The sequence below is a fragment of the Pseudomonas sp. PS02288 genome, from assembly GCF_029959715.1.
In the GTDB taxonomy this organism is placed as follows: domain Bacteria; phylum Pseudomonadota; class Gammaproteobacteria; order Pseudomonadales; family Pseudomonadaceae; genus Pseudomonas_O; species Pseudomonas_O kuykendallii.
In genome coordinates this window covers 1-15,939 of record NZ_JASCPA010000056.1, presented here as the reverse complement: position 1 = coordinate 15,939, position 15,939 = coordinate 1, and the positions used below count along the sequence as shown (strand labels likewise).

The following is a 15,939-nucleotide window of genomic DNA, read 5'->3' as shown; positions in this document are numbered from 1 at the left end:
GCGCTGGAGAAAGGAGGCAGTGAGCATATCGGTGATGCCCGCGTTCACCAAGGGCAACCGGGGCCGATCAGAGCAGCGCCTGGTAGAAGCGCCACTCGCACTCCAGCACCTCGGCCAGGTGCGCGGCCTGGCGAAAGCCGTGGCGCTCGTCGGGATACAGGTGGTACTCGACGGCAATGCCGTTGCGTCGCAACGCTTCGACCATCGCCTCGGTCTGCGCGGGCAGCACCACCGCATCGCGCCCGCCCTGGAAGAAGATCACCGGCGCGCTGATCTGCTGCGCGTGCAGCAACGGGGTGCGCGCCGCGTAACGCTCGGTATCGCGCTGCGGATCGCCGATCAGCCAGTTCAGATAGTCGGCCTCGAACTTGTGCGTAACCCGGCCCAGCGCCAGCGGATCGCTGACACCATAGAGGCTGGCGCCGCCACGGAAGGCATCGGCGAACGCCAAAGCACAGAGCGCCGTGTAGCCGCCCGCGCTGCCGCCGCGAATGAAGGCACGGCGCGCGTCGACGAGGCGGCGCTGCGCCAGATACTGCAGCAGGCTGCAGGCGTCCTGCACGTCGCTGACGCCCCACTGCGTCCTCAGGCTGTTGCGATAGTCGCGACCAAAACCGCTGCTGCCGCGGTAATTGAGATCGGCGACGGCGAAACCACGCTGGGTCCAGAACTGGATGCGCGGATCGAACACCGGGTAGCACGCCGACGTCGGCCCGCCATGGAGGAACACCACCAGCGGTGGCTTTTCGTTGTCGATGGCGCGGCAGTCGGCATTGCGCGGCGGGTAGAAGAACGCGTGCGCTTCGCCCTTGCCGCTGGGAAAGCACAGCGCCTCGGGACGAGCCAGATCGCCCTCCCCCAGAATCACCTCGCCGCCCGCGAGCACGGCGACCGCGCCACCGTCCCGTTGGATGGCGAGGATCGCGCTGCTGCGTTCGGGCGAGGCGGCAATCGCAAAGAAATGCCGGTCGTCCGCGGCGACCTGGCGGAAGCGCGTGAATGCCTCGGCGAGACGTCGTTCGCCGGCGGACGTGGCCTCGGCCAGCACGCCGAAACCGTCCTCGAAACGACTCAGCAGCAGGCCGCTCGCCAGTGGCAGGTAGCTGCAGGCGCCCAATTGCCAGGGTGCGGCGGCATGGTCCGACTGTGCGATCGCCCTGTCGTCCAGCCGTTGCCACTGGCCGCCCCACTCCACCCACGGCTGCCACCAGCCGCCGGCATCGCTCAGGCAATGCAGGCGACCATCCTGGGCGAACCGCGGCTGCTGCAGCGATGTGCCACCCTCCGCACCGGCCAGGCAGCGCGGGCTGCCCCAGCGCCCGTCCGCGTCGCGCTCGGCGACGCACAGCCGGGTGGCGGTCCAGGGTTGCTCCGGGCGGTTCCATTCGATCCAGGCAAGCCGACGGCCATCGGCGCGAAGCGTGGGTGCGGCGTAGAAATCCGCCCCCTCGATGACGACCTCGCGGGCGCCATCGCGCAATGACAGGGAGACGATCCGGTGCCGCACGCGCGAATCGCCGTGCTCTTCCTCGACGGCGAATATCGCATCGCCGAACGCATCGTGCTGCAGATCGCCGTAGCGGCGCGCGGCGCAGTCGGTGAGCGCCTGGGGATCGCCGTCCAGGGCCTGCCGATAGACCTGCTGATCCGCCTCGCCGACGAAGGCGACACCGTCGCGGGTCACGCAGAACGCGCCGCCACCGTATTCATAAACCCGGCTGCGCAGCGAAACGCCAGCCGGCGACAGGCAACGGCGCTCGCCAGCGCGGTGAAACCACAGGGTGCTGCGCGCATCCGCGGGGTCGAACTCGATCCACAGCACGCCGCCATGTCCGGCGCGCAGCTCGGCGAAATCGCGGCTGGCCGCGGCGGCGTTCCCGGCGCTCCAGCGGCTGGGCCAGAATCCGTAGCGGTGGGCGGTGCTCACGCGGGACATGGGCAACCGACCGTCAGGCCTTGGCGATGAGGCGTGAGGCGCGCTCGTTGCGAAATTGCAGCTGGTCCATGCCGAGCGCGGCTTCTTCGGCCTCGCGGCGCGCGTCGAGGATCAGGCCATGCTGTGCGGACTTGCTGCACACCGGGTCGGCATTGGTCGCGTCACCGGTAAGCATGAACGCCTGGCAGCGACAACCGCCGAAATCCTTGCCCTTCTCGTCGCAGGAGCGGCACGGCTCGCGCATCCAGTCATCGCCACGAAAGCGGTTGAAGCCGAACGAGTCGTGCCAGATGTGCGCCAGGCTGTGCTCGCGCACGTTGGGAAACTGCACCGGCAGTTGCCGCGCGCTGTGGCACGGCAGCGCGGTGCCATCCGGGGTGATGTCGAGGAACAGGTTGCCCCAACCGTTCATGCAGGCCTTGGGGCGCTCCTCGTAATAGTCCGGGGTGACGAAGATCAGCTTGCAAGGGTGGTTCTGCGCCTCGAGCTTGTCGCGCCACTGGTTGGTGATGCGCTCGGCGCGCTGCAGCTGCTCGCGGGTCGGCAGCAGGCCGGCACGGTTGAGTTCGGCCCAGCCGTAGAACTGGCAGGTGGCGAGTTCGACGAAGTCCGCTTCCAGCTCGATGCACAGCTCGATGATCCGCTCGATGCGGTCGATGTTGTGCCGGTGGGTGACGAAGTTGAGCACCATCGGATAGCCGTGGGCCTTCACCGCGCGGGCCATTTCCAGCTTGTGAGCGAACGCCTTCTTCGAGCCGGCGAGCAGGTTGTTAACCTCTTCGTCGGCGGCCTGGAAACTGATCTGTATATGGTCCAGCCCCGCCTCGCTGAAGCTGGCGATGCGTTTTTCGGTCAGGCCGATGCCGGAGGTGATCAGGTTGGTGTAATAACCCAGGTCGCGCGCCGCCTTGATCAGCTCGGCAAGGTCCTGGCGCACCAGCGGTTCGCCGCCGGAAAAGCCCAGCTGCGCCGCACCCAGCTCACGGGCCTGGCGAAAAACCTCGATCCACTCCGCCGTGCTCAGCTCGGCGCCCTGCTGGGCGAAGTCCAGCGGGTTGGAGCAGTACGGGCATTGCAGCGGACAACGGTAGGTCAGCTCGGCCAGCAACCAGAGCGGCGGCCCGGGCGTGTGGCCCGGTTTAGCGAAACTCGATCCAGTGCTTTGCATGGGCGATATCCAAGAATTCGAGAACATCCGGCGCCAGGTCGGGCGCATCGGGGAACTGCGCGATCAGCGCGGCGACGATGGCGGCGGTGTCGCGCTGGCCATCCACCTGCTTGAGGATTTCCGCGGCACTGCCGTTGAGCTTGATCATCCCCTCCGGATAGAGCAGCACGTGGGCGTCCTGTGCCGGCTCGAACTGGAAGCGGTAGCCGCGGCGCAGCGCCGGTACTCGCGCCAGGGAGGTCATGGGCATCTCCCGTGTGGTGCGCCGTGCGCACCGCGAGATATGCAGACGGAGACGTTGGTGCGCACGGCGCACCCTACGGTTCGACGCCTCATAGCGCGATCCCCTTGTGCCAGACCCGCTCGCCGGTGACCGTATGGTACGGCGGGCGCTCCAGCTCATAGGCCATGCTCATGGCGTCGAGCATGCTCCAGAGGATGTCCAGCTTGAACTGGAGGATATCCAGCATGCGTTGTTGCGATTCGGCCGTGGTGTAGTGCGCCAGGGTGATCCGCAGGCCGTGCTCGACGTCGCGCCGCGCCTGGCTCAGACGATTGCGGAAGTAGTCGTAACCGGCGGGGTCGATCCACGGGTAGTGCTGCGGCCAGCTGTCCAGCCGCGACTGGTGAATCTGCGGCGCGAACAGCTCGGTCAGAGAGCTGCTCGCCGCCTCCTGCCAGTTCGCGCGGCGGGCGAAGTTGACGTAGGCGTCCACCGCGAAGCGCACGCCCGGCAGCACCAGCTCCTGCGAGAGAATCTGCTCGCGATCCAGCCCCACCGCCTCGCCAAGGCGCAGCCAGGCTTCGATGCCACCCTCCTCGCCGGGCGCGCCGTCGTGGTCGAGGATGCGCTGCACCCACTCTCGGCGGGTGTCGCGATCCGGGCAGTTGGCCATGATCGCGGCGTCCTTGAGCGGGATGTTCACCTGGTAATAGAAGCGGTTGGCGACCCAGCCCTGGATCTGCTCGCGGCTGGAACGCCCCTCGTACATCGCCCGATGGTAGGGATGATGAATATGGTAGTAGGCGCCCTTGGCGCGCAGCGCCTGCTCGAATTCAGCGGGGGTCATGGCAGTCATGGACATCGAAGCACTCCGTGGCGACGCCGCTCTCCCGGGCTGCGCGGGCGCAGCGTTGGCGGCACTGTTCATACGGCGATGCGCGGCGCGCATCTACAGGGTGATGCTCATTCCGTCGAATGCGACTTCCACGCCATGCGCAGCCAGCTGCGCGCGCTCGGCGGAGTCCTCGTCGAGGATCGGATTAGTGTTGTTGATGTGGATGAGCACCTTGCGCGGCGCGGCCAGTCCGTCGAGCAGTTCGAGCATGCCGCCCTCCCCGCTCTGCGGCAGATGCCCCATCTCGCTGCCGAGCTTGTCGCCGACCTCGCAGACACGCATCTCGTCATCGCGCCACAGCGTACCGTCCACCAGCAAGCAGTCGGCGCGGGCCATGGTCTGGCGCAACGCATCGCTGACCTGGCCAAGCCCCGGCGCATAGAACAGCGTACCGCCGCCGTTCAGGTCCTCCACCAGCAGGCCGAGGTTATCGCCCGGATGCGGGTCGTGGCGATGCGGCGAGTACGGCGGCGCCGCGCTGCGCAGGGGAACCGGGGTGAAACGCAGGCCGGGGCACACTGGAATGACGAAGCTGCCGTCCAGGCCGATGGGGTTCCAGCGCAGGCCGCCGTTCCAGTGTTCGAGCATGTTGAACAGCGGAAAGCCGGTGGTCAGGTCCTGGTGGACCATCTCCGTGCACCAGACTTCGTGCGGGCAGCCTTCACGCAGGCTGAGCAGCCCGGTGGTGTGGTCGATCTGGCTGTCCAGCAGGATGATCGCGCCGATCGCCGTGTCACGCGACTTGCGCGCCGGCTGCAGTACGGGGAAGGCTTCGAGTTGGGCACGGATGTCGGGGGACGCGTTGCACAGGATCCAGTCGACGCCGTTGTCGGACAGGGCGATGGAGGACTGGGTGCGGGCGCGGGCGTTCAGGGTGCCTTCGCGCAAGCCGCGGCAATTGCGGCAATTGCAGTTCCACTGCGGAAAGCCACCGCCCGCCGCGGAACCGAGAATCTGGATATGCATGGGGAGCCCTAGCAGGAAGCCCCGGCAGGGCCGGGGCGGAACGGATCAGCGGTTGGCGAAGTACATGGTCACTTCGAAGCCAATGCGCAGGTCGGTGTACTCGGGCTTAGTCCACATGGCGTTTCCTCTCTTGGATTTATGGGCCGGAAAAACTCCGGTACCCCACGTTCGCGCCATTTCGCAAAAAGCGAAATGGTACTTTGGAAGCAGACAGCGCCCTGCTTCGGTAGTGCCCGCCGGTAACAACTGCCGCAGAGCTGCTACAGCTGTTCGACGACGGGACTCTGCAGGGAATCGCAGGCAAAAAAAACGCGGCCTGGGCCGCGTTTTGGTCGTGCGATAGGCTTACAGCGCGGCGTGGAAGATCGCCTCGATCTGCTCCTGGCTGGCCGGACGCGGGTTGGTCAGGCCGCAGGCATCCTTCAGCGCGTTGGCGGCGAGGATCGGGATGTCCTCGGCCTTGGCACCGAGGGCGATCAGGCCGGCGGGGATGTTGACGTCCGCCGACAGCGCGCGAATCGCCGCGATGCAGGCCGCGGCACCGGCCTCGGCGTCCAGGCCCTGCACGTCGACGCCCATAGCCTGCGCCACATCGGCCAGGCGCTGCGGACAGACGGCGGCGTTGAAGCTTTCCACGTGCGGCAGCAACACCGCGTTGCACACGCCGTGCGGCAGGTCGTAGAAACCGCCGAGCTGGTGCGCCATGGCGTGCACGTAACCCAGCGAGGCGTTGTTGAACGCCATGCCGGCGAGGAATTGCGCGTAGGCCATCGCCTCGCGTGCCTCCATGTTCTTGCCGTCTTTCACCGCCTGGCGCAAGTTCTGCGAGATCAGCGTCACCGCTTTCAGGGCACAGGCATCGGTGATCGGCGTCGCGGCGATGGAAACGTAGGCCTCGACTGCGTGGGTCAGGGCGTCCATGCCGGTGGCGGCGGTCAGCCCGGCCGGCATGCCGACCATCAGCGACGGGTCGTTCACCGAGAGGATCGGGGTCACGTTGCGGTCGACGATGGCCATTTTCACGTGGCGGCTTTCGTCGGTGATGATGCAGAAACGTGTCATCTCGCTGGCGGTGCCGGCGGTGGTGTTGATCGCCACCAGCGGCAGCTGGGGCTTCGCCGACTGATCGACGCCCTCGTAGTCGGCGATCTTGCCGCCGTTGCTGGCGCACAGGGCGATGCCCTTGGCGCAGTCGTGGGGCGAGCCGCCACCGAGGGAGATGACGAAGTCACAGCCTTTCTGTTGCAGCAGGGCCAGGCCCTTCTCGACGTTGCCGACGGTGGGGTTGGGCTGCGCGCCATCGAACAGGCTGGATTGGATGTCCTGCGCCGACAACAGGGCGGCGACCTTGTCGGCCACGCCGGCCTTCGCGAGACCTGCATCGGTGACGATAAGAGCGTGACGGAATCCGAAGTTGCGGATGGCCAGCATGGCCTCTTCGAGACTGCCACTGCCCATCATGTTTACCGCGGGGATGAAGAACGTGCTGCTCATCAGGGTGCTCCTCCTGTGCTTTTCGCAGGACTGTGTTTGTATGCCGCACCGAAGCTACTCCCGGCGATCTCCACCGACACTGATGTCAGGCAAGAAACGGCCTGATTGCCGCACCCCGTTCCCAATGAGGCGATGACGTGCAGTGGTGCAGGCGTGCGACAGGTGTCGCACCCTGGAAGGCAGGGTTGGCGGGGGAACCCGACCAATGGGCAGGCGGAATGGTCGTGGGCTGCCTGTAGAGTTAGGCTGAGGAAGTACCGGGCACCTTGTGTCGCAACAACAAGAACAGGACAGCTCGTCCGCCGATGCGTGGACCGAGCGCCAGCAGTTGGAGTCGCCATGAACCCTTCGCCGTTGGCCCATCCGGGCAGTCAGGACCTGAACCGTTTCATCCTCGATCATTTCGCCGAGCGCTCGGTACGTCCGGAGGGCGTGATCGCCCAATCCTGGCACCGCAGCATCGTTCAGCACGGCCTCAACCCGCGCGGGCGCAACGAGAAGGTCATCCTCACCGCCGCCGAGATCCGTCGCCACCAGGAGCTCAATCAGGAATACCTGGCGATCGCCGGGCAAGGCGTCACCGGCCTGTCCAAACGCGTCGCCCAGGCCGGCTTCGCCGTGCTGCTCAGCGACGAGAACGGCATCACGCTGGATTCGCGCCTGCCTGCGCAACGCGATCCCTACACCCAGTCCGGGCTGATCGTCGGCGCACGCTGGGACGAATCAGTGGTCGGCACCAACGGCATCGGCACCTCGCTGGTGTCGCAACACGCGCTGACCATTCACCGCGAGGAGCACTTCCTGGCGGCCAACGCGCGGATGAGTTGCTCGGTCTCGCCGATCTTCGACCCGCTGGGCAAGCTCAAGGGTTGCCTGAATGCCTCCTGCCTGGACATGGACGGCCCCAAGGAAGCCCAGCACCTGACCCTGCAACTGGTGGTCATGTACGCGCGGATGATCGAGAACGCCTACTTCCGCCACAGCTATCGCGACTGCCTGACCCTTGCGCTGAAACCGCGCGACGAGATCAGCGACCTGGCCAGCGAGCAACTGCTGGCGCTGGACGAAGGCGGCAACGTCGTCGGCGCCAACCATGCCGCTTTCGTTGCCCACCAGAAGGGCCGCCAGCTGATCGGCCGGGCCATCGACAGCCTGCTGCCGCTACGGCTCGACGAGTTACTGGACCTCAGCAAGGGCGGCGCGCGGAGTCTGATGCTGCGGACCCTGGACGAGGAAGCGCTGATCGAAGTCGCGCTGCGCATCCCGGCCGGCGCACCTGCGGCTACGCGCCCGGTCGGCTCCTACGTCGCACCGAACGGCGAGCCGAACCGGTCGAAGCCCGCCTCGCCCGATCTCGAGCAGCTCAGCGGTCGCGACGCCGGTCTGCAGGCCAGCGTGCAGCGTCTGCGCAAGCTGCTGGACAAGGGGTTGCCGATCCTTCTGGAGGGCGAAACCGGCACCGGCAAGGAAGCCTTCGCCCGCGCTATCCATGCCGCCAGCCGGCGCGCGCGCGGGCCATTCGTCGCGCTCAATTGCGCGGCGATTCCGGAAACCCTGATCGAGAGCGAATTGTTCGGCTACCGCAGCGGCAGCTTCACCGGCGCCAACCGCAAGGGCATGAAGGGCAAGCTGGAGCTGGCCAACGGCGGCACCCTGTTTCTCGACGAGATCGGCGACATGCCGGCGCACCTGCAGACGCGCCTGTTGCGGGTGCTCGCCGAGCGGGAAATCTTCGCCCTCGGCGCCGAGGAGCCGGTTCCGCTGGACGTCCAGGTGATCTCCGCGACACACCAGGACCTGCAGGCGATGATCCAGACCAAGAGCTTTCGCGAAGACCTCTACTACCGACTCGGTGCCGCCGTGGTCCGCCTGCCGGCCCTGCGTGAACGCAGCGACAAGGCCTGGCTGATCCGCACGCTGCTGGAGGCGGAGCAGCAAGGCGCCTACCTGCAACCGCAGGCGCTGGAGGCGCTGCTGGCCTGTCCGTGGCCGGGGAACATCCGCCAGCTGCTTAACACCCTGCGCTACGCCGTGGCGCTGGCGGAAAACGGCTGTATCGGCATGGACTGCCTACCGGCGGAGCTGACGCGCGCGACGCGCACGCTGCCCCTGCTGCAGACGCCCGAAGGTGTCGCCGGGGGCAGCCTTCAGGCACGCATCGGCGATGTCGAAGGCCAGGCGCTGCTGGACGCTCTGCGCCAGCACAAGTGGAACGTCACGGCGGCGTCCGATCAGTTCGGCATCTCCCGCTCGACGCTTTACCGCAAGATGAAGAAGCACGGCATCGTGCCGCCCAACGCGATGGGCTGAGGAAGTTGCCGGCGGAAAACGGAAAATCGAGTCAGATGAAGGTATTCCCCCTCGCCGGTCCTCTCCCCTGAGCGGGAGAGGGCCGGCGATGCAAGGAGAAACCGTCCTTCGTCAGTTCTGGATGTAGACGACGTGAGTGTGGGTGAATTCGTAGAGGCCGTGCTTGCCGTCCGCGCCGCCGATGCCGGATTTGCGCACGCCGGCGTGGAAGCCCTGCATGGCCTCGAAGTTTTCGCGGTTGATGTAGGTCTCGCCGAAGTCGATCTCGGCGCAGGCCTTCATCGCCGCGCCGAGGCTGCGGGTGTAGATCGATGACGTCAGGCCGTATTCGCAGTCGTTGGACAGGGCGATGGCTTCATCCAGGTCATCGACGATCTGCACCGGCAGCACCGGGCCGAAGATTTCCTTGCGCATGATCTCCATGTCGGACTTGCAGCCCGCCAGCACCGTCGGTTGGTAGTGGAAACCCTTGCCCAGATCGGCCACCGCGCCGCCGGTGACGATCTGTGCGCCCTGGCTGCTGGCGGTCTTGACCATCTGCGCGACCTTGTCGAGGCCGATCTGGTTGACCAGCGGGCCCATGTCCAGGTCGGCATCGGTGGACGGGTCGCCGTACTTGGTGGCGGCCATGGCGCTGGCCAGCTTATCGATGAACTGGTCGGCCACCTTGCGCTCGACGTAAACCCGCTCGGCACAGTTGCACACCTGCCCGGTGTTGATCACCCGTGAGGCGGTGATCGCTTTCACGGCCAGCTCGAGGTCGGCATCGGCCAGCACGATGGCCGGCGCCTTGCCGCCCAGTTCCAGGTTGAGCTTGGTGATGTTCGGCGAGGCAGCGGCCATGATCCGCGAGCCGGTGGCGACGCTGCCGGTGAAGCTGATCAGGTCAACGCCGGGATGGCTGGTGAGGGCATGTCCGACGCCGGCGCCGGTGCCGCTGACCACGTTGAACACCCCGGCAGGCAGATCGGTTTCGGCCACCAGGCGGGCGAACTCGAAGCAGTTGATCGGGGTTTCCTCGCTGGGCTTGATCACGATGGTGTTTCCGGTGATTAAAGCCGGCGCCATCTTGCGGGCGATGAGGAAGAACGGGAAGTTCCAGGGCAGGATGCCGGCGACCACGCCGAGCGGCTTGCGGAACAGGAAGACGTTTTCCCCGGCGCGGTCGCTGGTGAGGATTTCGCCTTCCAGGCGGCGCGCCCATTCGGCCATGTAGTCGAGGTAGTCGGCGGTGAAGTTGACTTCCACCAGCGCCAGGCCAGGCACCTTGCCCTGCTCCTGGGTGATGACGCGGGCCAGGCGCTCGGCGTTGTCGCGCACCTTCTGGGCGATCCTGCGCAGGTAGCCGGCGCGTTCGATGGCCGGCTTGGCGGCCCAGCCCTTCTGCGCCTTGCGAGCAGCGGCGATGGCACGCTCGACCTGCACACTGGTCGCCTGCGGCACCCGCGCCAGCAGTTCGGCGTTGGCCGGGTTATGCACCTCGATCAGCTCTTCGCTGCCGATGAAGGCGTTATCGATGTAGTTCTGGTAGGTGACGATGGTGCTCATTGCGTTTCTCCCATCCACGAGTAAAAGCCCGCCGCAGCGGGCGTCTGGGGGTCAGTTGGCGGCGGTCTTCTTGGCGGCGGCCTGCTGTTCCTGCAGGTCGTAGGCACGCTTGATCAGGTACTGATGCACCGCTTCGGCCTGCTTCGCGTCGAGATGGCCCTCGAACGACGGCATGCCGTCCGGGATGCGCGCGCCATAGACGATGCCGAGGAAGCGCTCGTGGTTTTCCTTGCTCAGGGTGCGCAGGTCAGGCACCACGCCGCCGCTGATGGCATTGATGCCGTGGCATTGCGAGCAGCTCGAATTGAACAGTTCGCGGCCCTGGTCGATCTGTGCCTTGGTGCCGGTGAGTTTCGGCGGCTCGGGCTTGCGGTCGGCGAAGCGGTCCTTGAGGTCGGGCAGCGTGGCGGTGCCGCCGAGCTTGTAGGTCAGCACCTGGGCGTAGGGCTTGACCCCGGCGCGCAGCGACAGGGCGCCGGCGAAGGTGGAGAAGGCGCCACCCCAACCGGCCATGAAGGTCACGTACTGTTCGCCGTCCACTTCATAGGTCACCGGCGCCGCCATCACCCCGGTGTTGGCGGGCTGTTCCCAGAGCTTCTTGCCGGTGTCGGCGGCGTAGGCCACCACGCGGCCGTTGGCGGTGCCTTCGAACACCAGGTTGCCGGCGGTGCTCAGGGTGCCGCCGTTGAAGATGGTGGTGTAAGGCACTTCCCAGGCGGCTTCCTGCTTGACCGGGTCCCAGGCGATCAGCTTGCCGGTCCAGGTGTCGGCGATCTTGCGCAGGCCTTCGGGGTCTTCGGGCATCATCCCGGTGTTCACGTCGAGCTGATAGATGCTCTTGAACTTGGAGCGCGGCGGTGCGCCATCGACGTCCTGGTACATGGCCGACATGATGTGCGCCGGGATGTACACCAGCCCGGTCTGCGGGTTGTACGACATGGGTTGCCAGTCGTGGGCGCCCCAGAACGCGGGTTGGATCAGGCGGGCCTTTTTCTCCGGGTCCTTCCAGTATTCGGCGACCTTCTCGTTGCGGATCGGCCGCCCGGTCTTCATGTCGATGCCGGTGGCCCAGTTGATCGGGATGAAGTTCTTCGCCGAGAGCAGCTCGCCGGTTTCACGGTCGATCACGTAGAAGAAGCCGTTCTTCGGTGCCTGCATCAGCACCTTGCGTTTCTTGCCGTCGAGCTCCAGGTCCACCAGCATGATGTGCTGGGTCGCGGTGTAGTCCCAGGCATCGCCCGGCGTGGTCTGGTAGTGCCAGACGTACTCGCCGTTGTCCGGGTTGATGGCGACGATGGACGAGAGGAACAAGTTATCGCCCTTGCCCTCGCTGCGGATGCGCGGGTTCCACGACGAGCCGTTGCCTACGCCGATGTACAGGAGGTTCAGCTCGGGGTCGTAGGACATCGAATCCCACACCGTCCCGCCACCGCCCTGCTTGTGGTAGTTGTTGCCGAACCAGGTCTTGGCGGCGATTTCCATGCCCTTGCCCTCGGGCATTTCCTTGGGGTCGCCAGGCACGGTGAAGAAGCGCCAGTCCTGCTTGCCGGTCTCGGCGTCGTAGGCGGTGATGTAGCCGCGCACGCCGAACTCGGCGCCGCCGTTGCCGATGATGACCTTGCCTTTGACGATGCGCGGCGCGCCGGTGATGGTGATGCTGCGGCTGTGATCGCTGCGGGTGTCGACGCTCCAGACCTTCTGCCCGGTCTTGGCGTCGATCGCTTCCAGGCGGCCGTCGAGCACGCCGACATAGACCTTGCCATTCCACACCGCAACGCCGCGGTTCACCGCATCGCAGCAGGCTTCGCCAGCGCGCGAGCGGTCGGATTGCGGGTCGTATTTCCACAACAGTTTGCCGTTGCGCGCATCCAGCGCGTAGACGATGGAGAACGGTCCGGTGGTGTACATCACGCCGTCGACGACGATGGGCGTGGCCTCAACGCCGCGGTCGATATCCAGCTTGTAGCTCCAGGCCAGGCCGAGCTTGTCGACGTTGCCGTCGTTGACCTGTTTCAGCGGGCTGAAGCGTTGCTCATCGTAGGTACGTCCGGTGGACATCCAGTTGCCGGGCTCCTTGTCCGCGGCGGCGATCCGCGCGCCGTCCACAGCGGCCGGCTCAGGTGCGGCCGGCTGAGGTGCGGCCAGCGAGGCGGTGGAGCCGAGGGCGAGAAGGATGGCGATGCACAGGGAAGTCAGTGGTACGGCGCCGGAGGCACGCCCGCTTTCAGGCAAGCGGGCTGCGCGCGAAGCGAGGCCAATCTGTTTCATGGGTTTCTCCCGATTTCTTATTAGGGGCTGGAGCGTTTCGCTGCAGTCCCATTCAGAAGAGCAACCGCTATGCCAGCCACCGGCGGAGCCCTTGCAGGCCAGGAGCGACGCGGCCTTCAGCGATCAGCGAGGCGGCTTTGGCGGCATCGCGCGCCGCTACAGCTGTCGCATTCGCCGAGACAGGCAGAACAGTTCTGCGACAACCAATGAGCGGCGCGACGCCGATCGACAGGCATGAAAAACGCGGCCGGAGCCGCGTTCGGGGAGGAAAACGCCAGGCGGAAGGAAGTCTCAGGGCGTGACGATATTGAAGTTGCCGTCCGGCTCGTCCATGCCGCCCAGCAGCCGGCCGAGCTTGAGGCGTTCGCCCTGCATGCTGATGTTGCCGACCATGAGTTGCTTGAGGAAGCTGGTTTCCTTGAGGGCAATGCGGTCGAGCAGCGCCTTGTCCATGGTCACGCTGACATCGGCCTGGGGATGCAGCACGCCGTCGCGATGGGTGAGCACGCCGTTGCGCAGGGTCAGTGCGTAGTCTTCCTTGAGGTCGCTGAAGCTCCAGTTGATCAGCAGGTCCTCGCCGGCCTCCTTCTCGGCGTCGATGCGCACCGACAGGTAGTCGAAGAACATCGCCGGGGTCAGCGAGCGGACCAGGTCCGGCGCGTTGCTGCCGACGCTGGGCTGCCTGGAAACACCGTTGCGCAGCTCGTTGGCGCCCATCAGGTAGGCGTTGCGCCAGGTGGCGTTCTCGCTCTGGTAGCCGAGCTGCTCGAGGGCGTCGGCCTGCAGCTCGCGCGCGGCCTTGTTGTCCGGCTCGGCGAACACCAGGTGGTTGGTCAGCTGTGCCACCCAGCGGTAGTCGCCCTGTTTGAACGACTCGCGGGCCAGCGCCAACACCTTGTCCGCCCCGCCCATGGCCGCCACGTAGTGCTGGCCGGCCTCGACCGGTGGCAGCGGGTTGAGGTTGGCCGGATTGCCGTCGTAGAAGCCCATGTAGCGCTGGTACACGGCGCGCACGTTGTGACTCAGCGAGCCGTAGTAATCGCGGGTGTACCACTTGTTGGCCAGCCTGGGCGGCAGCGTCTTCAGCTTCTCGGCGATCTCCATCGGCGTGAGCCCCTGGTTGAGCAAACGCAGCGTCTGGCTGTTGATGAAGGCGTACATGTCGCGCTGGTCGGCGAGGAAGGTCTGGATCTCCACCTGGCCCCAGGTCGGCCAGTGATGCTGGGCGAACAGCACGTCGGACTTGTCGCCGTAGCGCTGCAGCGCCTGGTCGAGATAGCCGGCCCAGACCTTCGGATCGCGCACCAGCGCGCCCCGCAGGGTAAGGATGTTGTGCTGTACGCGCGCCGCGTTCTCGGCCATGCACAACGCGCGGAACTGCGGGAAGTACAGGTTCATCTCCGCCGGCGCCTCGGTGCCGGGCGTCAGTTGGAACTCGATGTCGATACCGTCGATGCGACGCCGCTCGATGGGCTGCGCGATCACGTCGGTGGGCCGGATCAGCGTGATGGTGCCAGCGCTGGGCACCGACTTGCCGAGCCCGGCGTCGACCTGGCCGCGCTCGCCGCGTGGCAGCGGCGCGCCGTACATGTATTGCGCGCGGCGGCTCATCGCCGGGCCGGCCATCACGTTCTCGCCGATGGCGTGCTCGAAGAAGCCCTCCGGCGCATAGATGCGCACCTTGCCGGCCTTGACGTCCGCCTCGTCGACCACCCCGCGCACGCCGCCGAAATGATCGACGTGCGCGTGGGTGTAGATCACCGCCACCACCGGCTTGCGCGGGCGGTGCTTGTAGTACAGCTCCAGCGCGGCCTTCGCGGTGGCCTGGTTGAGCAACGGGTCGACGATGATCAGCCCCGTGTCGCCCTCGATGACGTTCATGTTCGCCAGGTCCATGCCGCGCAGCTGGTACAGCCGCTCGCTGACCTGGAACAGCCCGGCGATGTTGTTCAGCTGCGCCTGGCGCCAGAGGCTGGGGTTGACCGAGTCCGGCGCCGGCGTGCCGTTGAGGAAGGCATAGGCGGAAAGGTCCCAGGCCGGCTTGCCGTCCTCGTCGCGGATCACGCCGTCGAAGGCTTCGATGAGGCCGCGACGGGCCGCCTGGAAATCGGCCTGGTCGGCGAACGGCAGGCGCTCGTTCCAGGCGGCGTTGACCGATGCGGTCAGCGCGGTGGCCGGCTTGGGTGTCTCGGCCGCCAGCGAGCTGGCGACGAATCCGCCAAATAGCGCCAAGGAAAGGCCTTTCAGCAAAAGGGGCACGGGCATGAAGTTCTCTCTTCTTCTAGGACGATCGCAGTGTGCGACAAGCGAAACGGCTGCTTGTCCCGTACCACGCGTGAAAGAGAGCGCGTAGGCGGAAAAGCATCCCTGCCGTTCCGCCCGAAGGCCGTCGCGAAGCGACGACCTGGCGAGGCGATCAGATCGCGGTGACGCCGCCGTCCACGGCCAGCGCGTGACCGGTGGTGAAGGCTGCGCCGTCGCTGCACAGGTAGAGCACCGCGGCGGCGATCTCCTCGACCAGGCCGATGCGACCGACGGGGTGCATGGCGGCGGCGTACTCGGCCTTGCGCGGGTCCGCCTCGTAGGCGCGGCGGAACATGTCCGTATCGATCACCGCCGGGCACACCGCGTTGACCCGCAGCTTCTTCTTCGCATACTCGATGGCCGCGGATTTGGTCAGGCCGATCACCGCATGCTTGGAGGCGGCGTAGATGCTCATCTTCGGCGCCGCGCCGAGGCCGGCCACCGAGGCGGTGTTGACGATTGCGCCGCCGCCCTGGGCCAGCAGCAGCGGAATCTGGTGCTTCATGCACAGCCAGACGCCCTTCACGTTGACCGCCATGATGGCGTCGAACTCGTCCTCGCCGCCGTCGGCCAGCTTGCCCTTCTCGATCTCGATGCCGGCGTTGTTGAAGGCATAGTCCAGGCGACCGTAGGTGCCGATCACGCTTTCCATCAGGCCCTTCACGTCCGCCTCGCGGGTGACGTCGCAACGCACGAAGCTGGCCTCGCCGCCGGCGGCGCGGATCGCCTCGACGGTGGCTTCGCCATTGGTGGCATCCAGGTCGGACACCACCACCTTCAGCCCTTCGCTGGCGAACGCCAGGGCCGTCGCGCGGCCGATACCGGCC

General features: G+C 66.4%; 12 protein-coding genes. 1 reads left to right on the top strand and 11 read right to left on the bottom strand.

Annotation, left to right across the window (positions count from 1 at the left end; translation table 11 throughout):
- Window positions 1-67: 67 nt before the first annotated feature.
- The 7 genes from QMX85_RS18960 to yiaY form a co-directional block, all read right to left on the bottom strand.
- Window positions 68-1,936, bottom strand: coding sequence for a S9 family peptidase (locus QMX85_RS18960; RefSeq protein ID WP_282343494.1), 1,869 nt, complete (start codon window positions 1,934-1,936; stop codon window positions 68-70).
- Window positions 1,937-1,949: 13 nt separating this feature from the next.
- The gene (gene pqqE / locus QMX85_RS18955; protein ID WP_282343492.1) at window positions 1,950-3,104 is read right to left on the bottom strand and encodes a pyrroloquinoline quinone biosynthesis protein PqqE; all 1,155 of its coding nucleotides are present in this window, start codon (window positions 3,102-3,104) and stop codon (window positions 1,950-1,952) included.
- On the bottom strand, window positions 3,076-3,354 hold the full coding sequence (gene pqqD / locus QMX85_RS18950) for a pyrroloquinoline quinone biosynthesis peptide chaperone PqqD (protein ID WP_282343489.1): 279 nt from the start codon (window positions 3,352-3,354) through the stop codon (window positions 3,076-3,078). Before pqqD ends, pqqE begins: the two co-directional genes overlap by 29 nt.
- An 82-nt stretch (window positions 3,355-3,436) precedes the next feature.
- Window positions 3,437-4,189, bottom strand: coding sequence for a pyrroloquinoline-quinone synthase PqqC (gene pqqC / locus QMX85_RS18945; RefSeq protein WP_273234480.1), 753 nt, complete (start codon window positions 4,187-4,189; stop codon window positions 3,437-3,439).
- An 87-nt stretch (window positions 4,190-4,276) separates the two neighbouring features.
- Window positions 4,277-5,188 carry a pyrroloquinoline quinone biosynthesis protein PqqB gene (gene pqqB, locus QMX85_RS18940; RefSeq protein WP_282343486.1) on the bottom strand — a complete coding sequence of 304 codons (912 nt, stop codon included), beginning with the start codon at window positions 5,186-5,188 and terminating at the stop codon, window positions 4,277-4,279.
- Between the two features lie 45 nt (window positions 5,189-5,233).
- Window positions 5,234-5,305 (bottom strand): pyrroloquinoline quinone precursor peptide PqqA, encoded by a 72-nt coding sequence (gene pqqA / locus QMX85_RS18935; RefSeq protein WP_003291121.1) that lies wholly within the window; start codon window positions 5,303-5,305, stop codon window positions 5,234-5,236.
- Between the two features lie 228 nt (window positions 5,306-5,533).
- Entirely contained in the window at window positions 5,534-6,682 is a 1,149-nt protein-coding gene (gene yiaY, locus QMX85_RS18930; RefSeq protein ID WP_282343484.1) for an L-threonine dehydrogenase, read from the bottom strand.
- Between the two features lie 339 nt (window positions 6,683-7,021).
- On the opposite strand from yiaY, the gene QMX85_RS18925 reads away from it, so the two are divergent.
- Entirely contained in the window at window positions 7,022-8,992 is a 1,971-nt protein-coding gene (locus tag QMX85_RS18925) for a sigma-54-dependent Fis family transcriptional regulator (protein ID WP_282343482.1), read from the top strand.
- Between the two features lie 111 nt (window positions 8,993-9,103).
- On the opposite strand, the gene aldA is transcribed toward QMX85_RS18925, so the two are convergent.
- The 4 genes from aldA to QMX85_RS18905 all read right to left on the bottom strand — a co-directional run.
- Entirely contained in the window at window positions 9,104-10,540 is a 1,437-nt protein-coding gene (gene aldA / locus QMX85_RS18920) for an aldehyde dehydrogenase (RefSeq protein WP_282343480.1), read from the bottom strand.
- 51 nt (window positions 10,541-10,591) lie between these two features.
- Window positions 10,592-12,808, bottom strand: a complete 2,217-nt coding sequence (locus QMX85_RS18915; protein WP_282343478.1) for a PQQ-dependent dehydrogenase, methanol/ethanol family — start codon at window positions 12,806-12,808, stop codon at window positions 10,592-10,594.
- Window positions 12,809-13,099: 291 nt separating this feature from the next.
- The gene (locus QMX85_RS18910) at window positions 13,100-15,073 is read right to left on the bottom strand and encodes an alkyl sulfatase dimerization domain-containing protein (protein WP_282343476.1); all 1,974 of its coding nucleotides are present in this window, start codon (window positions 15,071-15,073) and stop codon (window positions 13,100-13,102) included.
- A 151-nt stretch (window positions 15,074-15,224) separates the two neighbouring features.
- The coding region (locus tag QMX85_RS18905) for an SDR family oxidoreductase (RefSeq protein WP_282343474.1) at window positions 15,225-15,939 on the bottom strand (715 nt) is incomplete at its 5' end.